The organism is Bradyrhizobium sp. WSM4874, from assembly GCF_055811835.1.
The window spans coordinates 237,062-259,963 of the sequence record NZ_JBVVPR010000004.1 but is presented as its reverse complement, the minus strand read 5'-3'; the positions used below and the strand labels follow the sequence as shown (position 1 = coordinate 259,963).

23 protein-coding genes and 1 pseudogene are annotated in these 22,902 nt (G+C 64.0%); 15 read left to right on the top strand and 9 right to left on the bottom strand.

The features are described from left to right. Positions 1-23 precede the first annotated feature (23 nt). Complete coding sequence (gene pdxR / locus AC0L3P_RS06590) at positions 24-1,496, bottom strand: MocR-like pyridoxine biosynthesis transcription factor PdxR (RefSeq protein WP_473301346.1); 1,473 nt, start codon at positions 1,494-1,496, stop codon at positions 24-26. A 74-nt stretch (positions 1,497-1,570) separates the two neighbouring features. On the opposite strand from pdxR, the gene AC0L3P_RS06585 reads away from it, so the two are divergent. The 7 genes from AC0L3P_RS06585 (at position 1,571) to AC0L3P_RS06555 (ending at position 8,124) form a co-directional block, all read left to right on the top strand. After that, positions 1,571-2,296: a pyridoxamine 5'-phosphate oxidase family protein gene (locus AC0L3P_RS06585; protein WP_473301344.1), complete on the top strand. Its 726-nt coding sequence runs from the start codon at positions 1,571-1,573 to the stop codon at positions 2,294-2,296. Positions 2,297-2,350: 54 nt separating this feature from the next. Next, the gene (locus AC0L3P_RS06580; RefSeq protein ID WP_473301343.1) at positions 2,351-3,628 is read left to right on the top strand and encodes an ArgE/DapE family deacylase; all 1,278 of its coding nucleotides are present in this window, start codon (positions 2,351-2,353) and stop codon (positions 3,626-3,628) included. 249 nt (positions 3,629-3,877) lie between these two features. Next, positions 3,878-4,687, top strand: a complete 810-nt coding sequence (locus AC0L3P_RS06575; RefSeq protein ID WP_473301342.1) for an alpha/beta hydrolase — start codon at positions 3,878-3,880, stop codon at positions 4,685-4,687. A gap of 33 nt (positions 4,688-4,720) precedes the next feature. Continuing rightward, on the top strand, positions 4,721-5,560 hold the full coding sequence (gene kynA / locus AC0L3P_RS06570; RefSeq protein ID WP_473250730.1) for a tryptophan 2,3-dioxygenase: 840 nt from the start codon (positions 4,721-4,723) through the stop codon (positions 5,558-5,560). Between the two features lie 8 nt (positions 5,561-5,568). Beyond that, a complete protein-coding gene (kynU, locus tag AC0L3P_RS06565; protein ID WP_473301341.1) occupies positions 5,569-6,771 on the top strand; it encodes a kynureninase in 1,203 nt (400 codons plus the stop codon). A gap of 171 nt (positions 6,772-6,942) precedes the next feature. After that, positions 6,943-7,344 carry a PaaI family thioesterase gene (locus AC0L3P_RS06560; RefSeq protein ID WP_275167150.1) on the top strand — a complete coding sequence of 134 codons (402 nt, stop codon included), beginning with the start codon at positions 6,943-6,945 and terminating at the stop codon, positions 7,342-7,344. A 168-nt stretch (positions 7,345-7,512) separates the two neighbouring features. Beyond that, the gene (locus AC0L3P_RS06555; RefSeq protein ID WP_275167789.1) at positions 7,513-8,124 is read left to right on the top strand and encodes a GNAT family N-acetyltransferase; all 612 of its coding nucleotides are present in this window, start codon (positions 7,513-7,515) and stop codon (positions 8,122-8,124) included. 79 nt (positions 8,125-8,203) lie between these two features. On the opposite strand, the gene AC0L3P_RS06550 is transcribed toward AC0L3P_RS06555, so the two are convergent. From AC0L3P_RS06550 to AC0L3P_RS06540, 3 genes and pseudogenes are all read right to left on the bottom strand, one after another. After that, positions 8,204-8,509, bottom strand: a complete 306-nt coding sequence (locus AC0L3P_RS06550) for a hypothetical protein (protein ID WP_007591844.1) — start codon at positions 8,507-8,509, stop codon at positions 8,204-8,206. Between the two features lie 95 nt (positions 8,510-8,604). Further along, positions 8,605-9,291 (bottom strand): DUF2161 domain-containing phosphodiesterase, encoded by a 687-nt coding sequence (locus AC0L3P_RS06545; RefSeq protein WP_473301340.1) that lies wholly within the window; start codon positions 9,289-9,291, stop codon positions 8,605-8,607. A 112-nt stretch (positions 9,292-9,403) separates the two neighbouring features. Next, positions 9,404-10,084 (bottom strand): annotated as a pseudogene (locus AC0L3P_RS06540) (SDR family oxidoreductase). A 117-nt stretch (positions 10,085-10,201) separates the two neighbouring features. On the opposite strand from AC0L3P_RS06540, the gene AC0L3P_RS06535 reads away from it, so the two are divergent. Beyond that, positions 10,202-10,945: an SGNH/GDSL hydrolase family protein gene (locus AC0L3P_RS06535; RefSeq protein ID WP_473301339.1), complete on the top strand. Its 744-nt coding sequence runs from the start codon at positions 10,202-10,204 to the stop codon at positions 10,943-10,945. On the opposite strand, the gene AC0L3P_RS06530 is transcribed toward AC0L3P_RS06535, so the two are convergent. After that, on the bottom strand, positions 10,935-11,708 hold the full coding sequence (locus AC0L3P_RS06530) for a tyrosine-protein phosphatase (RefSeq protein WP_473301338.1): 774 nt from the start codon (positions 11,706-11,708) through the stop codon (positions 10,935-10,937). The two genes, AC0L3P_RS06535 and AC0L3P_RS06530, sit on opposite strands and share 11 nt — an antisense overlap. Before the next feature lie 71 nt (positions 11,709-11,779). Between AC0L3P_RS06530 and AC0L3P_RS06525 the strand changes: the two genes are divergently transcribed. Next, positions 11,780-12,091, top strand: coding sequence for an MliC family protein (locus AC0L3P_RS06525; protein WP_354203865.1), 312 nt, complete (start codon positions 11,780-11,782; stop codon positions 12,089-12,091). A gap of 113 nt (positions 12,092-12,204) precedes the next feature. On the opposite strand, the gene AC0L3P_RS06520 is transcribed toward AC0L3P_RS06525, so the two are convergent. Continuing rightward, positions 12,205-12,405 carry a DUF2735 domain-containing protein gene (locus AC0L3P_RS06520; RefSeq protein ID WP_473301368.1) on the bottom strand — a complete coding sequence of 67 codons (201 nt, stop codon included), beginning with the start codon at positions 12,403-12,405 and terminating at the stop codon, positions 12,205-12,207. A gap of 541 nt (positions 12,406-12,946) precedes the next feature. Here AC0L3P_RS06520 and AC0L3P_RS06515 point away from each other — a divergent pair. The 4 genes from AC0L3P_RS06515 to AC0L3P_RS06500 all read left to right on the top strand — a co-directional run bounded on the left by AC0L3P_RS06515 (position 12,947) and on the right by AC0L3P_RS06500 (position 16,433). After that, on the top strand, positions 12,947-13,981 hold the full coding sequence (locus tag AC0L3P_RS06515) for a glutamine synthetase beta-grasp domain-containing protein (protein ID WP_354055017.1): 1,035 nt from the start codon (positions 12,947-12,949) through the stop codon (positions 13,979-13,981). 194 nt (positions 13,982-14,175) lie between these two features. Then, positions 14,176-14,877: a GrlR family regulatory protein gene (locus AC0L3P_RS06510; RefSeq protein WP_473301337.1), complete on the top strand. Its 702-nt coding sequence runs from the start codon at positions 14,176-14,178 to the stop codon at positions 14,875-14,877. A gap of 18 nt (positions 14,878-14,895) precedes the next feature. Further along, positions 14,896-15,579 (top strand): substrate-binding domain-containing protein, encoded by a 684-nt coding sequence (locus tag AC0L3P_RS06505; RefSeq protein WP_473301336.1) that lies wholly within the window; start codon positions 14,896-14,898, stop codon positions 15,577-15,579. Between the two features lie 32 nt (positions 15,580-15,611). Further along, positions 15,612-16,433, top strand: a complete 822-nt coding sequence (locus AC0L3P_RS06500) for a tetratricopeptide repeat protein (protein ID WP_473301367.1) — start codon at positions 15,612-15,614, stop codon at positions 16,431-16,433. 112 nt (positions 16,434-16,545) lie between these two features. Here the strand turns inward: AC0L3P_RS06500 and AC0L3P_RS06495 are convergent, their stop codons facing one another. Continuing rightward, on the bottom strand, positions 16,546-16,944 hold the full coding sequence (locus tag AC0L3P_RS06495; protein WP_473301335.1) for a hypothetical protein: 399 nt from the start codon (positions 16,942-16,944) through the stop codon (positions 16,546-16,548). A 336-nt stretch (positions 16,945-17,280) separates the two neighbouring features. On the opposite strand from AC0L3P_RS06495, the gene AC0L3P_RS06490 reads away from it, so the two are divergent. Next, positions 17,281-17,985 carry a GrlR family regulatory protein gene (locus tag AC0L3P_RS06490; RefSeq protein WP_473301334.1) on the top strand — a complete coding sequence of 235 codons (705 nt, stop codon included), beginning with the start codon at positions 17,281-17,283 and terminating at the stop codon, positions 17,983-17,985. A gap of 114 nt (positions 17,986-18,099) precedes the next feature. Here the strand turns inward: AC0L3P_RS06490 and AC0L3P_RS06485 are convergent, their stop codons facing one another. Continuing rightward, positions 18,100-18,450 (bottom strand): hypothetical protein, encoded by a 351-nt coding sequence (locus AC0L3P_RS06485; protein ID WP_354055005.1) that lies wholly within the window; start codon positions 18,448-18,450, stop codon positions 18,100-18,102. A 68-nt stretch (positions 18,451-18,518) separates the two neighbouring features. Then, entirely contained in the window at positions 18,519-19,316 is a 798-nt protein-coding gene (locus tag AC0L3P_RS06480) for a helix-turn-helix transcriptional regulator (RefSeq protein WP_275167137.1), read from the bottom strand. Between the two features lie 371 nt (positions 19,317-19,687). On the opposite strand from AC0L3P_RS06480, the gene AC0L3P_RS06475 reads away from it, so the two are divergent. Continuing rightward, positions 19,688-22,783 carry an autotransporter domain-containing protein gene (locus AC0L3P_RS06475; protein WP_473301333.1) on the top strand — a complete coding sequence of 1,032 codons (3,096 nt, stop codon included), beginning with the start codon at positions 19,688-19,690 and terminating at the stop codon, positions 22,781-22,783. Positions 22,784-22,902 lie beyond the last annotated feature (119 nt).

The following is a 22,902-nucleotide window of genomic DNA, read 5'->3' as shown; positions in this document are numbered from 1 at the left end:
CCGATTCTCATAGTGAACGTTGGTCATGCGCGCCGGGCCGGCTTGCTCCTCGCATGCAAGGCCGCTCGCGATTCCCGCGCGAGCCGCTCGGCGGATGCCACGAGATTCGTAATCGCGTGGCCGGAAAATCCCAGCACGAAACCGGGCAGAGGACGCGCGCGTGAATAGGTGTCGCCCAATAGCCAGCCTTCGGCGCCGGCGGCCTGCTTGGCGTCTGCCGCCACAGCCAGATCGACCGAGGAATCGAACCGGGCGACAAGATGCAGGCCCTGCGATGGGACCGGCACCGACAGCACGCCGTCGGATGCGGCTTCGAGCGTCCCGGCGAGCGCGTCGCGCGCCTCGCGGTAGAGCTTGCGCACGCGCTTCAGGTTCGCCGCGAAGGCGCCGGAGTTGAGCATGTCGGCCACCGCGCCCTCCATCAGCGTGCCGGGAAAGCGGTCCAGCGCGGCCCGCGCGGCGGCGACATCCGCAAGCAAGCGCTCGGGCAGGGCGCAATAGCCGATGCGTAAGCCCGGAAACAACGTCTTGGCGAACGTGCCCATGTAGATCACGCGCTGGAGGTGATCGATGCCGGCCAGCGACATCAGCGGCGCGCCGTCGTAACGGAATTCGCTGTCGTAATCGTCTTCCAGCACGAAGGCGTCGGCCTGCCTGGCCCAGTCCAGCAGCTCGAGCCGCCGCGGCATCGACATCTGCACACCCAGCGGAAACTGGTGCGACGGCGTCACATACGCTGCGCGCGCGGACGGCGCCGCTGCGCGGCCTCTGGCGACACGCATGCCGAGCGCGTCGACGGGAACGGACACGGCACGATAGCCGCAATGCGCGATGGTTTTGCGCGCGGCGGGGTAACCGGGGTCTTCGCACCAGACCTGGTCGTTGGGCTTCAGGATCGCGCTCAGCACGATGCGCAGCGCGTGCAGTGTGCCCGACGTCAGCATAATCTGATCGGGATCGCAGCGCAGGCCCCGCGCCGACAACAGATGATCGGCGATCGCCGCACGCAGCTCGCGGCTGCCGCGGGGGTCGCCATAGTGCAGATGCTCCGCGCCGAAGGCTCGCATGCGACGGCCGACAAAGGCGCGGAAACGCTGTACTGCGCGCGCGTCGATATGGGTGCAGCCGAGCGAAAACGCGCCTTGCCCCGGCGTTTCGACGATGATCTTCGGCCGCTTCGGCTCGGCCGCGCGTGCGGGGATGCGCGCGGCGACGAAGGTGCCAGAGCCGACGGTGGCGTCGGCGAAGCCATCGGCGATCAGCCGCTCATAGGCTGTGACGACGGCATTGCGCCGAAAGCCGGTCTGTTTGGCCAGCGTGCGCGACGGCGGCAACGGCTCGCCCGGCTTGACGAGGCCAGCAACGATCATCTCGCACAGCGCCTGGTACAGCCGGTGCGCCGACGAGGCGCCAGCCGTGACGTGCGGGCCTGCGAGATCGAGCGGCAGCTCGGCCTTGGCGGGCGCGGGGACTAAATTGGTCGGAATTTTTCGCATGGAATTGGCACTATCGCAGACCAAATCCGCAGCTACAACTGCCCTGGAATTGTTCCAATCCGACAGGAGCGGCCGTGAGCCAGACCGAGAACCCAAATTCCTATCCGACGTCCGCGCGCAACCAGGTGAAGCGCCGTCACGACCGCGGCTTCTACGATCACGACACCGTTCATCGCATCCTGGATTCCTCGATGCTCTGCCACGTCTCCTACGCGATCGACGGCCAACCCTATTGCACGCCGACCTTCTTCTGGCGCGAAGGGACGAAGCTGTATTGGCATGGCTCGAGCGCCAGCCGCATGCTGCGCAACCAGACCCGGGGCGAGCGTGTGTGCTTGACGGTCGCTCATCTCGACAGTCTGGTCCTGGCGCGCTGCGGGTTCAATCACTCCGCCGACTACCGCGCCGTGATGGCGTTCGGCACCGCCTATCTCGTCACCGATCCCGAGGAGAAAGAGCGCGCGGTGATCGCGATGGTCGACCGCTTTTTCCCGGACCGCACCGCGAGCCTGCGGGCGAGCAATCCGCAGGAGATCAAGGCGACCTCCTTTATCGCGATGGAGATCGAGGAAGCCTCCGCGAAAGTCCGGGCCAAGGGTGTCGCCGACGACGACGAGGACTATGCATTGCCGATCTATGCCGAGCGCATCCCGGTGCGCACCGTGATGGGCGCGCCGGAGCCTTGCGCGCGGCTGCTCGACGGCGTGCGCCGGCCGGCGACACTGAACGGCTATTCGGAGGGTCGGCTGCTCGAAGATGCATTGCGGGATGCCTATTTTGCAGAGTACCCGAACGGCTGAAATCGGCTAGCTTGCGCTCCATCCATGATCTCAATGCCCGATTGGAGTTGCCTGATGAATGCCGAAACGCAGCAGAGGATTCTTGACGCCGTCGATGCCGGCTTCGAAGCCCAGCTCGCGACCACACGCGATTTCGTCGCGATCCCCTCGACCCGTGGGGCGGAGGGGCCATGCCAGGACATGATCGGCGACCTCCTGCGTGCGCGCGGCTACGAGGTCGACGACTGGCACATCAATGTCGATGACCTCAAGGATCTGCGCGGCTTCGGGCCCATCGAGCACGATTTTTCGAAGGCGCGCACTGTGGTCGGCACGTACCGGCCCGAAACCGAGGCGGGCAAATCGCTGATCCTCCAGGGCCACTGCGACGTCGTACCAGCCGGGCCGCTGGAATTGTGGGACACCCCGCCGTTCTCGCCCGTCGTCAAGGACGGCAAGATGTTCGGCCGCGGTGCCTGCGACATGAAGTCGGGCACCATCGGCGCGCTTTATGCGTTGGATGCGATCAAGGCCGCGGGCCTCAGGCCGACGGCGCGGATTCACTTCCAGTCCGTGATCGAGGAAGAAAGCACCGGCGTCGGCGCGCTCTCGACGCTTCAACGCGGCTATCGTGCCGATGCCTGCTTCATCCCCGAGCCGACCGGCGGCAAGATGGTGCGCTCGCAGGTCGGCGTGATCTGGTTCCGCCTGCGCGTGAAGGGCCATCCGACCCATGTCGCCTTCGCCGGCTCCGGCGCGAACGCAATCATGGCGGCCTATCATTTGATCCAGGCGCTGCAAAAACTTGAGATCGAGTGGAACGAGCGCGCGAAAGCCGATCGTCACTTCAAGACGCTGAACCATCCCATCAACTTCAATCCCGGGATCATCAAGGGCGGCGACTGGGCCTCCAGCGTGCCGGCCTGGTGCGACGTCGATTGCCGGATAGCCGTGTTGCCGGGCTGGTCGATCGCCGATCACCAGAAAGAGATCATGGCCTGCGTTGCTGCTGCCGCGCGCAACCACCGCTTCCTCGCCAACAATCCCCCGAAGCTCGAATGGTCGGGCTTTTTGTCGGAAGGCTATGAGCTGACTGATGCCGCCGCGCCCGAGGCGGCGTTCGGCAAGGCCTTCAACACCGTCTATGGCGGCGAAATCGAAGACCTCGTCTTCACCGCGCTCACCGACACCCGCTTCTACGGACTCAATCACGGTATCCCGAGCCTGTGCTTCGGCGCGAGTGGCGGCGAGATGCACGGCTTCAATGAATATGTCGATCTGGACTCGCTGAAGAAGACCACCAAGGCGATGGCGCTGTTCATCGCGGATTGGTGCGGGGTGGAGAAGGGGTAGGGCCATTCCGCCGTCATTGCGAGGAGCCCTTGCGACGATCCAATCCAGACTGCCACCGCGAAGGCAGGCTGCATGCTTCCGCCTTTGCTAAAGCTTCGGCGGACAAGTCGCTGCGCTCGCAATGACGGGGCTGCCCAATCCAGCGGCGCCCCAAATCCTTTAAGCTTAAACTAAAGACTAGGATGCCGCCCGCGCCGGTGGCAGACTGGCGGCAGCTGCACAAGACCCGAGTCCGTCGAGGAAGCAACGATGCGCGATTGGGATGACGCTTACGCCAATTCGGCCCATATCCCAGGCTCGGACAAGATCCCGGCGTTATGGGCGGAGCGGGCTGCGGCTTATCGTGCCGAGCTGAAGGAGTTTCGCGCCGACATCGCCTATGGCCCCGGCGAGCGCCAGCGCCTCGACCTGATCTTGCCAGACGGCGACAGCAAGGGCCTCGTCGTGTTCGTCCACGGCGGCTACTGGATGCGCTTCGACAAATCGACATGGACCGATCTTGCAGAAGGCGCGCGTCATCATGGCTGGACGGTGGCACTGCCAAGCTACACACTGACGCCGGCCGCGCGCATCTCCGACATTACGACGGAAATTACCGCAGCGATCGCCAAGGCGGCCGCTCTCGTCGCGGGTCCGATCCGGCTCGGCGGCCATTCCGCGGGCGGTCATCTCGTCACGCGTATGCTGTGCAATGATAGCCGGCTCGATCCCGCCATCTTCAACCGCATCGCCGGCACGCTCTCCATCAGCGGCCTGCATGATCTGCGTCCGCTGCTCAAGACCAGGATGAACGACACCCTGCGCATGACGATGGAGGAGGCGACGCTGGAAAGCGCAGCGCTGCATCTGCCGCGTGGGCCTTCCCCCGTGACCGCCTGGGTCGGCGGCAATGAGCGGCCAGAATTCATCCGCCAGTCCGATCTGATGGCCAATGTCTGGACTGGCTTCGACGTGCCGACGCGTCTTGTCGTCGATCCCGGGCTGAACCATTTCACCGTGATCGACGCCCTCAAGGACCCGTCGTCGCCAATCACCGCGCGCCTGATCGGCCTCGACTGACGAGGCCTTGAAGATCGATCGAAAGGGCCTGCCATGACGTCCAGCCAATACGATCCCGCAAGCGAAGGCGCCGAGACCGATTTCGCCCGGCGCATGTCTTATGGCAACTATCTGGCGCTGGATGCGATCCTCGGCGCGCAGCATCCGCTGTCGGAAGCCCATGACGAAATGCTGTTCATCATCCAGCATCAGACCACCGAACTCTGGATGCGGCTCGCCATCCACGAGCTCAGCGCCGCACGCCGTTCGATCGCGAAGGATGAGGTGCAGCCTGCGATGAAGATGCTGGCACGGATGTCGCGGATCTTCGAGCAGCTCAACGGCGCCTGGGACGTGCTGCGCACCATGACGCCCAGCGAGTATACGCGCTTCCGCTCGCAGCTTGGCCAGTCCTCAGGCTTCCAGTCGCGGCAATATCGGCTGATCGAATTCCTCCTTGGTAACCGCAACCACGCCATGCTCAAGCCGCACGCGCACGATCTGGAAACCACGCAACTGCTCGAAGCCGAGCTCGCGACCCCAAGCCTTTACGACGAGGTGCTGCGGCTCGCCGACCGCAACGGACTCAAGATGCCTGCGGCCGTGCTGGCGCGCGATGTTCGCGAGACTCACAGTTTCAACGAAGGTGTGCTGCAGGCCTGGCGTATCGTCTACGAGGCGCCGGAAACGCATTGGATGCTCTACGAGCTCGCCGAGAAGCTGGTCGATTTCGAGGATTACTTCCGGCGCTGGCGCTTCAACCATGTGACGACAGTCGAGCGCGTCATCGGTTTCAAACGCGGCACCGGGGGCACCGGTGGCGTCAGCTATCTCAAGCGCATGCTGGAGGTCGAGCTGTTTCCTGAACTCTGGCGCGTGCGCACGATCCTGTAGAGATTTTCATGACCAAGCTTCGCGTCTACGACGACACCAAAGCGCTGTTCCATATGCCGGACGGTGTGATCTATCTCGACGGCAATTCGCTCGGCGCGTTGCCGCTTGGTGTCGCCGAGCGCGTCAGCCGCGTCATCACCGCCGAGTGGGGCGATGAGTTGATCCGCGCCTGGAATACGGCGGGCTGGTACGTCCAGCCGCGTCATGTCGGCGATCGCATCGCGCGACTGATCGGTGCGGAAGCCGGCTCCGTCATGGTCGGAGATACGCTGTCGCTCAAGGTCTATCAGGCGCTCGCCGCCGCGCTGGACATGAACGCATCGCGCAAGGTCGTCCTGTCGGACACCGGCAATTTTCCGACCGACCTCTACATGGCCGAAGGCCTGATCACGACGCTCGGCCGTGGCCATCAATTGCGCCTGGTGGCGCCGGAGGAGATCGAGGCTTCGTTATCGGAGGAGATCGCGGTGCTCTACATCACCGAGGTCGATTACCGCACCGGACGGCGCCACGACATGGCGAAGCTGACTGCAAGAGCGCATGCGCTCGGCATCGTCACGGTGTGGGACCTCGCGCATTCGGCCGGCGCGCTGCCGGTGGACCTTGCAGGCACCGGCGCTGATTTCGCCGCCGGATGCACCTACAAATACATCAACGCCGGCCCTGGCGCGCCGGCTTTCCTCTACGTCGCGCCGCGCCATGCCGACAGCGTGCGCGCCGCTTTGTCGGGGTGGATGGGGCACGCAAAGCCGTTCGCGTTCGAGCTTGCCTATGCGGCCGCCGGCGGCGTCGAGCGCATGCGCGTCGGAACGCCGCCGGTGCTGGCGATGGCGGCGTTGGAGGCCTCGCTCGACATCTGGGATCGCGTCGATATCAGGGAAGTCCGCGCGCGTTCGCTGGCGCTCGGCGATCTCCTGATTGCCGAGGTCGAACGCCGCTGCCCGTCCTTGAAGCTCGTCACGCCGCGCACGCATCAGCGCCGCGGCTCTCAGGTCTCCTTCGCCTTCGACGGCGGCTACGCCGCGATGCAGGCCCTCATCGCCCGTGGCGTCATCGGCGATTTCCGCGCGCCTGACATCATGAGGTTTGGCGTCACGCCGCTGTATATCGGCGAGGCCGAGGTGATGAAGGCAGCCGAGATCATCGAGGAGGTGATTGCGGGCGAGGTGTGGCGGCGTCCGGAGTATCAGGTAGTGAATGCGGTGACGTGAGGTCGAAGGCTGTCTCCCCCGTCATTGCGAGCGCAGCGAAGCAATCCAGAAATGTATCCGCGGAAAGAGTCTGGATTGCTTCGCCGCGCTCGCACTGATTACCTCGGACGTCATTGCTTTGCCGCGCGGAGCAATTCACCCTGCGAGCAGAATGATTTGGGAGGAGATCCGATGACGCCGCTCGAGAAACTTAAAGCGATGAAGATGCCGTTTGCCGAACTCAAGGGCGTCGAGTTCGTCGAGGCCGGGAAAGATCGCGTGGTGGCGCGGATGACGGTCAGGCCCGATCTCTGCACGCTTCATCACACCATCCACGGCGGCGCGGTGATGGCGCTGGCGGATTCCGTCGGCGCAGCGGCCACCGTGATCAATCTGCCGGACGACGCCAAGGGTACGACCACGCTCGAGAGCAAGACCAACTTCATCGGCGGGGCCAAGGAGGGAACCACGGTGATCGCGATCGCCACCCCAATCCACAGGGGCCGGCGGACGCAGGTCTGGACCACTCGGCTGGAGACCGAGGACGGCAAGCTGGTCGCCGTGGTGACGCAGACCCAGCTGGTCCTCGTATGAATACGGGGGCTTGATTTTATTAACGAATTAGGCGCCTCCAATGCCCGAAACTTGGGCAGGTTCCCGTCTTGAAAAGTTTGTTGCGATGCACAATATTGGAGGCCTAGGGATTCGAACGCCTCCTCGAGGGACACCAAGAGGAGTTTTGACTTGTCACTCGCAGCAGATTTGGGACTTGAAGTAACCAACCGCCCGAAGTCCGTTCAGGGCTACGTGCGCACCTTGAGCCAGCAGGAAGAATTGCCGCTTTTGCGCGATCATCTGCTGAGGCTCGATGCCGAAAGCCGGCACGATCGCTTCAACGGTTTTCTCGACGACAGTTTTATCGAGCGTTACGCCGCCCGCTGTGCCGAGGACGGCACTGTGATCGTCGCCTATATCGTCGACGGCGTGGTCCGCGGTGCGGCCGAGCTGCATCCGCCCGAGGGGGATTCGCTGCCCGAGGTCGCCTTCAGCGTGGAAGCCTCGGCGCGGCGCCAGAACGTCGGCACCGTGCTGTTCAGCCGCCTGATCGCGGAAGCGCGCTGGAAAGGCTACAAGCGCCTGCGCATCACCACCGGCGCCGAGAATCACGCAATGCGGGCGCTCGCCAGGAAATTCGGGGCGCATCTGCAATTCCGTCATGGCGAATCGACCGGTACGATTGATCTTGCCAAGGCGCCTGAGGACGAACTTGCTGATCTCGCGGCCTCGCCATTCACGGCCGGCCGCGCTCTTATCAGCTTCAACTCGACCTGCTGGAAGATCATCTCCAGCATCTATGGCAATCGCGCCGCCTGACCTGAAAAAGCCGACTGGAATCAAAAAGCGGACCGGCAAAACCGGTCCGCTTTTGTATTGGATGTAGGGAACTAGGCCGTCAGGTGCCGGTGCGCTTGTCGTTGCCGAAGCGGCGCACGACACGGCGTTCGACCACCACCGAGCGCTGCGCACCCTGTTCGCCGGCGATCACGCGGGTCGAGGTGATGCGGCTGTTGGTGCGAACCTGTTTCTTGACCTCGGCCTGGACGACATCGAGCGGCATGCCCATCAGGGCTGCGGCGATCTCGGCCTGCTGCTCCTGATCGTCGGTGATGCCGACGGCGGCGAAGATCGCCTCGTCTAGGGTCGGCGGATCGTGGCGCACGCGCCGCGTGCCATATTTGGTATTCCAGTCTGCGTTCATAACGGCCTCGTTTCGATGCCGGGATACCTAGTGCCGTCTATGTTGCATTGCAATATGAAATCGGTGTGGCATCTCAGCTATGCACGGGTTGGATGTCAGGGTGGTGACGCGACACCGGCAACATCCTCAACCCGCTGTTGTGGCCAGCGTTTCAGCGCCGCATGGCCCGCTTCCGTCAGCCCGTAGATCCCCCGCTCGGTGCGTTCGAACCAGCCATACACATTGTTAAGCATGATCTTGCCGGCATCGGGACAGCGTTGGCGCAATTCGCTCACCCGCCGCGGGCCCGCCGCGAGTTCCGATGCGCAAGCCAGCGCCTGCTGCCGATAGGCCGTCATGATCGGCGCGCGAGTGCTACCGCCCAGCACAGGATCGCCTTGGCGGCGCTGATGCTCTGCGACGAGGCGCGAACGGACCTTCGGCTCGCGGCGTGGGGCTGCCGACGGCGGCTTCACCAGCACCTCGACCTGACCGCGGTCGGTCACCCCGAGCATGCCGAAGCCGAGGCGGCGACAGAGATTGCGATAGCGCGCGTCGGTCTCGCGTCCCTTGCCGCGCACTGACATCTTTGCGGCAATCCAGACCTCGTCGCCGGCCGGTGCACGATCGACCGCCTGAAGGATCAGCTCGAGATTGAAGCTCAGCTTGAGCTCGCCGATCACCACCACCGGCGGATCGCCGGCGCTGAGGCCCACGAGATCGCAGCCGCCGATCTCGCCCTTGACCGTGAAGCCGAGCTCTTCGAGGAACCGTTTGACAGGCAGGTAGAGCGTGGTTTCCAAGGAAAGCTTCCGAGTGTTACGTCCGATCGGGGAATCAGTTGCGGGCAGTGTAGAGCCTTCCTGGCTTCGATAGAATCGGAGCCGGCGCAGAGACAAGCAAACCGGTATGCGACTACACCCGCCCGCCGACCGGGATCAGCGCGCCGGTGACGCCGCTGGCGGCATCGCTGGCGAGGAACAGGATGACTTCGGCGAGCTCCTGCGGTGTCACCCATTTGGCAAAGTCGGCTTTTGGCATGTCGGCGCGGTTGGCCTTGGTGTCGATGATCGAGGGCAGCACCGCGTTCACGGTCACCTTGCCTTTCCACTCGCTCGCCAGCGCCTCGGTAAGACGATGGACGCCGGCTTTCGACGCTGCATAGGGGCCCATGCCGGAGCCGGCCTGAAGCGCACCCATGGCGCCGATATTGACGATGCGGCCGGCCTTGGACGCGGCCAGATGCGGCAGCGCCGCGTGCGAGGCGTTGAGAGCCGTCAGCAGGTTGAGCGCATGCATGCGCTGTCATGTCTTCACGTCGCCGTCGCCGACCATCTCGAAGGCGAAGCCGCCGGCGATGTTGATCAGCGCATCGAGTTGGCCGAAATGCTTCGCCGCCGCCTCGACCGCCGTCTTCGCCTGCGCCGCGTCGGACAGGTCGACGCCGCCGATCTCGATGCGCTCGGGCATTGCGGGGATCTGCGACGGCGCATGGTCGATGCCGGCAACGCGCGCGCCGCGTGCCAGTGCGGTCTCGGCGACCACCTTGCCGAGCGAGCCGAGTGCGCCGGTCACCACAACGACTTTTCCCTGCACGAGACTCTCCGTCCTTCACCTGTCGCCGACTATTGCGCGGCCCGAATTGGACTTGCAATGGCGGCCGGCTCCAAATTGGGCTAAGATGCAACTTTAGATCGTGGAGGAGGCTGTTTCATGACCGACAATTTGCCGACCCTCGAGTTTCCTGCTGCGATCGTTGATTTGCAGTATCCGCTGCCGAACTTCAGGAAGGCATTGAGCGGAAGGGGGCCCGTGCGCATCGTGGCGATGGGGTCATCTTCGACGGCCGGACTTGGCAACATCGTCGCATATCCTGGGCGGCTCGAGCTGTATTTGAGAAAGCACTACAAGGATGACGATCCGCATCGGGACATCCGGATCGACGTGCTCAACCGTGGCGAGGGCGGCGAAGAGGCGCCGCAGGAAGTGGCTCGGTTCAAAGACGACATCTTTGCCGACAATCCTTCGCTGGTGCTCTGGCAGGTCGGAACCAACGCCGTGTTTCGCAGCGATGCATTCGACTTCGATGAGGTGGTGGCTAAGATCGCCGAGGGACTGGTCCTTCTGCGCGCCCGTCCCACCACGGATGTCATCCTCATCAACCCGCAATACGTGACGGCCATGCTCGGGGACAATGCCAAGCTCTCGGAGAAGATGGTCTCGGCGATCAGGGCCGCGGCGCAAGACGCCAAAGTCAATTTGTTCCAGCGCTGGGCGCTGATGCGGCATTGGAACGAGCACAACAACGTCTCGCTCGAGCAACTGCTCGCTCCGGACGACGAGTTGAAGCTGCACCAGAGCGACTGGAGCACCATGCAAGTCGCGCGGGCTCTGCGTTCGGCGATCCTAACGGCGACCGGTGCAACGCAAAGATGCCCATGCCTGATTACGACTTGAGATAGCGCTCCTTGAGCGTGCTCCGCTCGGGCGCGCCGAGCTTGAGCCCGTCGCGCAGATAGGTTTCGAGATCGCCATATTCGGCTCCGACAGCTTCGAAAGCTGCGGCAAGGTACGACGCCTCTACGCTACCGATGGCATTGCGTATGTCTTCGGGCAGATCGGTGGCAGCTGTCGCATCGCGCTTGTAGTGCTGGTTGGTCAGCAGATAGTCCTCGGCAATGACGTCATCCGGCACGCCAAGCGCATGCAGGATGAGCGCGCTGGCAAAGCCGGTGCGGTCCTTGCCGGCGGTGCAGTGAATGACGAGCGGCGCGCGGTCCTCCAGGAGATGCGCGAACAGGGTGCGGAAACTGGCTGTGTTGTGGCGGACATAATTGCGATAGGACTCGCGCATGAGTTCGAGCGCGACCGGCGCGGTCAGCCTGCCCCTGGCGAGCTCGGCGCGCAGTGCAGCCACGACCGTCGGCTCGATCGGCAGCGAATGCACGGCGATCTCGTTGATCACGCAGACGCCCGCCGCGCGCTCCTCGACGCCTCGAAAATCGAAGGCGCTGCGCACGCCCAGCGCGCGGACGATCTCGACATCGGCAGCAGTGAGCTGGCCGAGATGGTTGGAGCGGAAGATGTGCCGCCAGCGCGTGGTACGGCCATCTGCGGTCGGATAGCCGCCGAGGTCGCGAAAATTGCTGGCGCCCTGCAGGGCGAGATGGCGGGCAGGGGAGTCTTGTCCGGAGTTATCTTGCGGGGACTTGTCTTGCATGAGATCAGCTTGCGTTATGGTTCCATTGGACGCACGACGGGCGTCCTTGAGATCTATTACAGGGGGCGATCATGGGCCGGCACAAGGCCATTCTTTTGACGGTCGCCATGCTGGCGGGCGCAATGATCGGAGCGCGGCAGGCCGATGCGCAGACGTTCCGGACCTATCGGTGCGTCGATGGTACGCAGTTCATTGTTGGGTTTTATGATGCCGACAAGCGCGCCTTCCTCCAGATCGACGGCGAGCCTGTTACGCTCGCCAAGCGGATCACGGTCTCCGGCGCGCGCTATTCGGGGGCGGGGATCACGCTGGTGATCGGCAAGACCGGCAGCACCACGGTCAAGCATCTGAAGCGGCCGGTCACGGCCTGCGCGGGCATCTGAACGGCGGCATTTCCACAAAAATCAAAAAGGGCCGAAACTTCGTTGTTTCGACCCTTTTCAAACTGACGCCGGCCGCTTCAGAGAGCGCGGCGGTATTGAACCGAACGCAGGCATCAGCGATCCCATTTCGGCTTGGCTTCATCGACTGCTTCCTGATGGTACCAGCTGCCGCTGCAAATCGTCTCGTTCGCGGGGAGCGAGGCGTGGTTGGCGGGAAGGCGGGTCTCACCGTTGCGGCGCCCCCCGAGAGCCGAGCGGCCCCCGACAGGGAATTGATAGATCTGTGCAGATCCGTGACTCAGTCCATTGTTCATCATTGCGGTATCTCCCGAGATCGCAGCGCTGGGCCTCCATGGTGCGCCCGACTCGTTGGCTTGTGGTTACTGGAATCCCCATATCGGCCGTGCATTCCGAAATGCAAAGTGCTGAAAAGGAAATCAGCGTTGGCCTATTTTGTAGGCAGACTGCATTCTGCTTCCTCTAAGGCAACGGTCGGGTGGCTAACGCGTGGGCCATTGCGAAGGTTGCGGGCCACGGGCACAGACTTGGCGAATATTGCCGGATGTTGATGCGCGTTTAGTCGGCAACCTCTGGCGCCAGCCTGCCTGCTCCAGAATCGGGCGTTTTCCGCGGGATTTCTGCGGTGCAGCTTCACGCAAAGGTGCGCCGCTATGACGCACGGCGCAGTCGACCATCCGCCGGGCGGGAGAGGAGGCCGGTCGCGGTGGAAAACCTCACGCGCTGCGGCCTTTTGGCACGTTAAATGCTTGGAAGGGGTCGGCCGATGTTGGCCGGGTAAACAATCGTGCGGGGGCCTGCGGCCCCCACCTTTCGCATCATCTACAGAGAGGCTCAATGACCAAGTACAAGCTCGAGTACATCTGGCTCGACGGATATACGCCGACTCCGAACTTGCGCGGCAAAACTCAGATCAAGGAATTCGCGTCGTTCCCGACGCTCGAGCAGCTTCCGCTCTGGGGCTTCGATGGCTCCTCCACCCAGCAGGCTGAAGGCCACAGCTCCGATTGCGTGCTGAAGCCGGTCGCGGTGTTCCCGGATGCCGCCCGCACCAACGGCGTGCTCGTGATGTGCGAAGTCATGATGCCCGACGGCAAGACCCCGCACTCGACCAACAAGCGCGCCACCATCCTCGACGATTCCGGCGCCTGGTTCGGCTTCGAACAGGAATACTTCTTCTACAAGGACGGCCGTCCGCTCGGCTTCCCGGCCTCCGGCTATCCGGCCCCGCAGGGTCCGTACTACACCGGCGTCGGCTTCTCGAACGTCGGCGACGTTGCCCGCAAGATCGTCGAAGAGCATCTCGACCTCTGCCTGGCAGCCGGCATCAACCATGAAGGCATCAACGCGGAAGTCGCGAAGGGCCAGTGGGAATTCCAGATCTTCGGCAAAGGCTCCAAGAAGGCCGCTGACGAAATGTGGATGGCCCGCTACCTGATGCTGCGCCTGACCGAGAAGTACGGCATCGACATCGAGTTCCACTGCAAGCCGCTCGGCGACACCGATTGGAACGGCTCCGGCATGCACGCCAACTTCTCGACCGAGTACATGCGTACGGTCGGCGGCAAGGAGTACTTCGAGGCGCTGATGGCGGCCTTCGACAAGAACCTGATGGACCACATCGCCGTCTACGGCCCGGACAACGACAAGCGTCTGACCGGCAAGCACGAGACCGCGCCCTGGAACAAGTTCAGCTACGGCATTGCCGATCGCGGTGCTTCGATCCGCGTGCCGCACTCCTTCGTCAACAACGGTTACAAGGGCTATCTGGAAGACCGTCGTCCGAACTCGCAGGGCGACCCATACCAGATCGCTTCGCAGATCCTGAAGACGATCGCCTCCGTGCCGGCCGACAAGAAGGCCGCCGCCTAAGATCCTCCCGGCCCGGGCTGGGGGGCTGGCCCGGGTTGGACTTCGATCCGCCGAAGCCGAAAGGCTTCGGCGGATTTTTCATTCTGATGACAGCCGTTGCGGAGACTCCTCGGACCTCATGGCGGGAAACTTGTCCATCGCCGCCGAAAGCGGGATAGAGTGCGTCTGGGTGCGCGCAAGGCCGGGGACGGCTGGTGTTTGAAGGCTTCTACAAGGTGAGATTTCAGCTCGGCGACACGGTCGGCCGAAGCGTGATGCATGCCGGCAATGGCAAGATGCTCGGCGGCAATTCGGCCTTCGCCCATATCGGCACCTACACGAAGACCGAAGGAGGCGTCGATGTCGTGATCGACACCGTCCGCCACAACCCCGATCCGAACTATCGCGCCATGGCGGGCACGGACGATGCGACCCTGCTGGCCAAGGGATGGGCCGACGGCGATCTCTATCGCTTCAAGGGCGAGCTCAAGGAGCTGCCCGGCGTACCCTTTCAATCGGTGATGACGCCGATCACCGAGGACGAGATGCCTATCGCCGGCGGCGTCGGCGAGGCCGGCATCGCCGACGGGCTCTACTCGGTGCATCTGCGCATGCTCGATGGCATCGACGGCGGTCTCACCGGCGTGATGCTGCTCAACAAGGGCCGCATCCTCGGCGGCGATGCATCGTTCTACTATCTCGGCAGCTACACCGCCGCCAACGGGCGCTGGAAGGGCCAGATCCTCAATCAGGAGCACACGCCGGCCAAGGACGATCCGATCTTCGGCGGCCACGAGGTCGGCATCGGGTTCTCCGGCAGTTATGATGCCGAGCAGGCGGTGCTGGAGGCAACGGCGCTCGCCGGCAAGCGCAGTCTGCGCCTGACCGCCGCGCTCAAGCTGATGCACCGCGCCTGATCGCCACGGGAATCGCTGATGGAAAAGATTCGCATGCTTTCGACGCTCGGCCTGATGGGCGCAATGCGCAGCCTGTCCTCCGCCTATGAGACCGCGACCGGCGTCCACATCGACGCCGATTTCGCGCCGACGCTGGCACTGCTCAAGCGGTTGCGCGAGGGCGAAGCTGCCGATCTCGTGATCCTCACCCGTGAAGGGCTCGACGAGATGATCGGCGAGGGCCGTGTGATCGCCGAGAGCGCGGCCGATCTCGCGCGCTCCTTCGTCGGCATCGCGGTGCGGGCAGGGCAAGCACATCCCGACATCGCCACCGTATCCGCACTGCGCAACACGCTGCTGGCGGCGCGGTCCGTGGCCTATTCGCGGTTGGGCGCGAGCGGGGTCTATTTCGCCCGGTTGATCGCGCAGATGGGGATCGCGGCAGAGATCAACGCCAAAGCCACCATCGTCGAGCAGGGCTTTACCGCGGAGCGGCTCGTGAGCGGCGAGGCTGACCTCGCCGTGCAGCAGATCAGCGAGCTGAAGCAGGTCGAAGGCATCGAGGTGGTCGGCCCGATTCCGCACGATCTGCAGACGCCGGCCGTGTTCTCCGCCGGCAGGATGACAAGCGCCGAGCACGCCGACGCCGCGGATCGGCTGCTGCGCTATCTGGCATCGCCCGAGGTCGTCCCGGTGCTGCGCAAATCGGGACTCGAGCCTTGAATTTGCCAGGACTGCGAAGCAACCTGGTGTCCATGCGAACTTTCCTCGTTGCCATCCTTCTCACGCTTGCGGCACCGTTATCGGCGCATGCGCAATCGGCCGATCTCGTCCTGTGCGACCGGGTCGCCGCCGATCCCAGCGATCCCGACAAGCCGGCCGATATGAGGGGCGTGACGGAGATTGCGGCCTCCGACGTTGCGACCGCCATTAAGTTCTGCAAGCAGGCTGCGCCATCATCGCGGCGCGCGATGTTCGCGCTCGGCCGTGCCTATGCGGCCAACCGGCAGCCGGCGGACGCGATGGCTGCCTGGCGCAAGGCCGCCGACAAGGGATCGAGTGCGGCGATGGTCGAGCTCGGTGTGGCCTACGGCACCGGCTCCGGCGTCGCCAGAGATGAAGCGCAGGCGCGCAAACTGTTCGAGAAGGCGGCACAGGCCGGCAATCCCCGCGGCATCAGCAATCTCGCCGCGCTCGGCGGCACCGGCGGTGCCGCGCCGGCCGATCCCGCGCAGGCGCGCGCATTGCTCGGCAAGGCCGCCGAGACCAATGCCGAGGCGCAGTACCAGCTCGGCGTGATGCTCTCCGAAGGCACGGGCGGTGCGAAGGACGACGCCGCGGCGCGTGCGCTGTTCGAGAAGGCGGCGGCGCAAAACCATCCCGGGGCGCTGGAGCGGATGGGCGCCTTCGCGCAGGAAGGCCGCGGCGGACCAAAGGACAAGGACGCCGCGAAATCCTATTACGAGCGCGCCGCGGCGCTCGGCGATGAGGATGCCAAGCAGGCGCTGGAGCGGCTGCGCTGTCCCTATGCGCTCAAGGACAAGCAGGGCAAGCTCGTCACCACGCTGTGCTTCTAAAGCGCGATGAACGCGCTTTAGGTTTATAAAACCGCTGCGCACTTTTCCGGATCATGCTGTAGCTTCACTTGTAGTAGTAGGCGACGTTGTTGCGGGCGTCGCGATAGCTCGTCTAGAGAAAATCCGGATAGTGCGCGGAGGCCTTCGCCACCGCGCGGACGACGCAGTCCCAGAAATCGCCGTCCCAGCTGAAATGCGTGAAGGTCGCGTCCTCGAACCTGACGGCGGTGATGATGGCCTGCCTGATCGCAGTGTCATCGGCGCCGGGATGAGCACGCTTCACATAACCGAACGTCGGTCCCTCATGGGCGTGGTGGCGATCCCGGCGGTACTTCGCGCTGCTCTGCTCCGGTGTGAGGCGGTTGACGCGGACCTCTGCGGCGGTGGGGCGCCCCTCGATCGAGTCCAGCTGATAGCGTCGGAGCCAGAGCTCGAAGGCGGCATCGAGCAGCGGCAGCTTCGCCGCGCTTGCGATGAGGGTTGCGATCTGCGCCTCGGTTGATGGCTCCATTTGATCCATGCTGCTTTGTCGTGCGCCTCAGCCGGGGTTCGAAGCCGGCTTTGGTCAGTGCATAAGGGCCGTTCGCGACCCGGCCAAAACAAAAAGTCGAAAAACAACCCCATGCACAGTAGCCAAGTGGTTGAAATCACAGCTCTGCAATGCTGTTGAAATCGCCACTTGCGGAAATGCCGAAATCGGTTGCGCCGTCGGGCAAAACAGGCGCATGATGGCATCATGGCAGGGTGTGGCTTCGCGAATGGCCTGCGCGAAAAAGCCCGATGGTCTTGGTGCGATGGCGGTGCTAGGTAGCGCGTGCTTTCCTTCTGATTTTGCGGGTCACTTGCGTTGCTGGACGGGCTCTACAAGGTTGAGTACGGCGTCAACGATGCCTTCGGCCGCAGCATCATGTGCATGCATGAGGGCAAGCTGCTGGGCGGCAATTCGGCCTTCGCGCATCTCGGAAGCTATTTCGAGCGCGACGGCGAGATCATCGCCGAAGTCATCACCGAACGGCATAACGACGATCCCAACTACCAGCCGCTGATGGGGGCTGACGTCGCCTCGATCGGCGCACGCGGCCGGCTCGTCGGCAACCAGATCCGTCTCGCGGGCAGCGCGGACACGATGCCGGGCGCCGGCTTCTGGGCCAATCTCACGCGGCTCGATGACGAGGGGTTGCCGCCGCAGGGGACGGTTGGTCCGGGCGGGGTCGTGAACGGGCTCTATGCGATCCATCTGCGCGCGCTCGACGGCGTCGATGCCGGACTCTCCGGCGTGATGCTGCTGATGGACGGCCGCATCCTGGGCGGAGATGCGTTCTTCTACTACCTCGGCTCCTATTCCTCGGCGGACGGCCGCTGGAAGGGCGAGATGCTCAACCAGGAGCACACGCCAGCGAAAGGCGAAAACCCCGTGTTCGGGGGCTACGAGGTCGGGATCGGCTTCTCCGGAACCTGCACCGCCGACAGCGGCGAACTCGAAGGCATCGCACTGGCGGGCAAGCGTAGCTTGCGGTTGGCAGCATCGCTCAAGCTGATGAGAAGGGCGTAGGGCGGTTGCTTAGAATTCTGGGTGTCCGCTTGCGAAGGTAGAGCAGGCCTGACGTGCGACTTGGGCCGATATCGGCAAGTGACCCAACTACGACATTGAGTCGTCAGCGGATGCTTAGAAGCGCGGGGCGATCCGATATTGTGTCGGCTCTTCAGAGCGTTCTCTTTCCAATGGACTACGGGTGTTCCGTTCAATTTGGGCAAAAAAGAAGACGGTGCCTCCAAATGTTGACGAGACAACAAATCCTAGAATAGCGCCAATGATAACCCCGAACACGACTCCAGTAGTCGCTACCTGGCCCATGCCTTGCAACCGGATGTCAACGTTGGGAGAAATTCCGAAAATGCTCGACCAAACCGCTCCAGACGCTGCACCATAAAGTCCTCCGACAATCGTGCCGAAAAGTATCGAGAGCACCGCCATTGCTTCGACAATCCCCATCACCAACCTTCGAAAAGAAGTCATTTCACCCCTCCAGCTTGTGCTCCCATCCTACGGCGAAACAATCGAGCAGCAATACATTTGCTCGCCCATTATCGCAGCCTGCCGAGCCACAGCGCGGCGAGCGACTGGCGACTGCGCACAGCGAACTTGGCGTAGATCGACTTGACGTGGAAATGCGTGGTGTTCGGACTTTGGTCGAGCTTCTGTGCGATCTGCTTTTCCGTGTCCCCGGCGAGCAGTCCGAGCAGCACCCGGCGTTCAGCGGGTGTGAGGGGCGCGTTGGCGATGAGCAGTCCGTGGCTGAGCAATTGTTGACGGTGAAACCATCTCAAGGCGCGCATCACGAAGCCCAGACGCTGGCCGTCCTGTGCCGTAAAGCGGGGTTGCTGCGCATCACGAAATACGAACAGGCGAATCCTCAAATCGTCATTGAGCGCAATGCGCACGGAAATGCTGTCGGCGAAGCCGACATCCAGATAGTGCCGCCGATAGTGCTTGCCCTCGAACCATTCCGGCGGCAGCGTTTCGAACAGCAGGCGGACGCGGAACGGCTCATCGCCCGACATTGACAGGATCTGCGACAGGTCGACGTCGTCGGACCAGAGCGTATCGTACTGCTTCTGCACGGATGCCGCGACCGCGGGGATCGGGTCCAGCACCCTGACGAAGCGCGGACGCCAGCCCAGCAGGGGATCGGCCCGCTTCGGCGAAGGCAATCGCACGACCACGCCCCACAGCACATTGCGTGCCGACAACATGGTTCGCAGTGCGGACATCAGGTGGGTCAGCGCCGCATCACCATCGGCAACCGAGAAGTCGGCCAACTGATCCCAGAGCGCATAGATTTCTTGATTTTGCGGATCGATGGGATCCGTGGAGAGAAGCATGTCATTCCCAGTGCGCGTGCAGAGTTTCTCCGACCTCAGAGGTCGCCGACCTGCGCGGGCATACATAAAGCACGGCGAACCACCTTTCTAGGTAGTTCTCAGACCTATCCAGCGGCGCGATATTCGGCGGCGTGACTGGGAAGACGGATTCTCTCAGCGTAGCGACATTGGGAGATCAGCGATGCGTACGACGACGGGCGCGCCCGGCTTAGATGGCCCGGCGAAGGCCGGACGGACAGGCGATGGCCCGACCCTTTCTTCGTCCTCTCAGGCGCTATTCCGGCACTCGCAGCTTCCACCGGCCAGGGTGCCGGCGGTGGAGCAATGAAGTGAAGAATCTGCCTGCCCGTCGACAGCGCCGCGAGCTTCTAATGCGATCAGCTCTCCTGAGCGGCACGGCTTATGCCCTGATCGGTTGCACCTGTGCGCACGCCCAGACGGTCATCAATGTGTCCGACAGCGCCGGCCTGTCGGCGGCGATCGCGCAGGCCGACAGCAATGCCAGCGCGAGTTATGTCATCAATTTCCAGAACAACATAACGCTGACTGGCGCAGCGGCCGACACGCTGAGCGCCTTCAACACCACCAGCAACGTCACGGTGAATGGCGGCGGCTTCAGGCTGGACGGCGGTGGTGTGCAGCGCGGGTTCTTTGTCTACGCAGGCACTGTCGCCGTCAACAATCTGACGATCCAGAACACCCAGGCGCTCGGCGGCAATGGGGGCACCATTGGATTCGGTAGCGGGGGCGGCGCTGGCGGACTCGGTGCCGGCGGCGCGCTGTTCGTGGCGAGCGGCGGCCATGTGACCGTGAGCAACGTCGTTCTTTCGGGCAACAACGCAACGGGCGGCGCCGGCGCTGTCGGCGGTGACGGCGTGCCGGGCGCAGGAACGGCCGGCGGCGGAGGCGGCGGTCTCGGCGGCAATGCAGGGGGTGGGGCCGGTGGCGGTGTCGGACGCGGCGCCGATGGCGACACAGGGGTCGGAGGTGGAGCGGGCATTGTCGTGGGCGCGGCAAGTGGCGGACAAGGTTTCGGCGGTTCCCCCGGTGGCATTAACGGCGGAGGTGCCGGCGATGGAGGCGCCGGCGGGATCGGTGGAAGTCCTATATTCAGCAATGGCCAAGGCGGATTCGGCGGCGGCGGCGGTCATAGCGCTGCGGACGACAGAGGCGGCACAGGGGGATTTGGCGGCGGCGGCGCAGGGGGGCACTCGATAGCGGGCCATCAGGGAGGCGCTGGTGGCGTTGGCGGCGGCGGCGGCGGCGGCGGCGGGGCCGACCACTTGGGTGAGGTGGCCGGAACGGGCGGGAGTAGAGGATTTGGCGGTGGCGGCGCCGGAAACGGCAGCAGCATCGCGGCGAACGGTGGGAGTGGCGGAGGCGGCGGCGGAGGCGGCGGTGCCGGATTGGGCGGCGCGCTGTTCGTTCAGGAGGGCGGCTCGCTAACGATCGCCGGCGCGTTCAACGTCAACGGCGGCAGCGTCGCCGGGGGAGTCGGCGGCGCCGGCGGCAACGGTTTTGGCGGCGTGGACAATGGCACGGCGGGTAGTGGCGGTTCTGCCTTCGGAGCCGGCATCTTCCTTCAAGGCAACGGCATCCTCAACTTCCAGCCCGGCGGCGGTGCGACGCAAACGCTTTCGGACGGCATCGCCGACCAGACCGGTTCTGGCGGCACGGGTGTCGACGCCGGAACCTGGGGACTGAACAAGAACGGCGTCGGCACGCTGGTGCTCTCGGCGGCCAGCACCTATAGCGGCGCAACGATAGTAGACGGCGGAACGCTGCGCGCCGGACATGCCGCCGCGTTCGGGACCAGCGACCAGTTTTCGGTCGCGGGCGGCGCGACGCTGGATTTGAACGGCTTCAACCAGACATTCGCCGTTTTGCAAGGCGCCGGCACAGTGACCGGCGCCAACAGCACGATCTCCGGCATCTTTGCGCCTGGCAACGGCACGCCAGGTTCGTCGATGGCGATAACAGGCAATCTCGCGTTCCAGGCGGCCGCGCAATATCTGGCCCAAATCGACCCCACGACCGCCTCTTTTGCGGTCGTCAACGGTACAGCGACGCTTGGCGGCGCTGCGGTGGGCGCCAGCTTTGCGCCCGGGACCTATGTGCAGAAGAAGTACACCATCCTCACCGCGACCGGTGGCGTCGGCGGTACCTTCGGTGGCGTGATTACTTCCGGTGCGCCATCGAACTTTTCTTCGACGTTGAGCTACGATGCCAACAACGTCTACCTGGACATGGTGCTGAGTTTCGCCATTCCAGGCGGCCTCAACCCCAATCAGCAGGCGGTCGGCGACGCGCTGACGAAGTTCTTCAACACCACCGGCGGCATTCCCGCAGTGTTCGCAAACATGTCGCCGAAGGGGCTCTCGCAGGCGGCCGGCGAGACCGGAACGGGATCGCAGCAATCCACGTTCAACGCGATGAACCAGTTCATGGGCGTCATGACCGACCCGTTCATTGCCGGGAGGGACGAAGGCGCGAACACGCCCGGCACGGCGCCAGGTTACGCCGACGCGGAAGCGCTGGCGCATGCCGCGAAGAAACGCAATCCGAGCGATGCGCTGGCGGCGATTTACACCAAGGCGCCAGCTGCGGTGCCATTCCAGCAGCGCTGGAGCGTATGGGCGGCCGGCTTCGGCGGCTCGCAAACGACGGATGGCAACAACGTGACCGGCTCCAATGCGGCGACGTCGCAGGTCTATGGCACAGCTGTTGGCGCCGACTATCGCTTCTCGCCGTTTACCATCGCCGGCTTCTCGCTGGCCGGCGGCGGCACCAGTTTCAGCGTCGCCAATAACGGCACCGGGCGTTCCGACCTGTTCCAGGCCGGCGCGTTCGTTCGGCACACTATCGACGCCGCCTATGTCTCCGGCGCGCTCGCCTATGGCTGGCAGGACGTCACCACCGATCGCACCGTTACCGTCGCCGGCATCGATCGGCTGCGCGCGCAGTTCAACGCCAATGCCTGGTCGGGCCGCGTCGAGGGCGGCTACCGCTTCGTGGCGCCCCTGATCGGCGGAATTGGCTTCACGCCCTACGGGGCGGGCCAGTTCACCACGTTCGAACTGCCGGCCTATGCGGAAGGTGTCATCTCGGGCAACAACACCTTTACGCTCGCTTATACGGCGAAGAGCGTGACCGACACCCGCAGCGAACTCGGCGTGCGCGCCGACAAATCCTTCGCCATGCAGAGCGCGATGCTGACGCTGCGCGGCCGCGTGGCCTGGGCGCATGACTTCAGTTCCGACCGCGGCATCGGTGCGACGTTCCAGACGCTGCCGGGCGCCAGCTTATTCGTCAACGGCGCCCCGCAGGCTAGCGATTCCGCGCTTCTCACCGCATCCGCCGAAACCAAATGGATGAACGGCTGGTCGACCGCCGCGACTTTCGACGGCGAGTTCTCCAACGTGACGCGCAGCTACGCCGGCAAGGGCGTGGTGCGATATGCGTGGTGAACTCCTCGGGTGGCAGCGGTGCCGTCGGAAACGATCAAGCCGCGCCATGACATGATGACGCTCGGCGTGGAAGACAAGTTTGATTGAACGCCGTTCGCGGACCGGACCACTTCGACGTC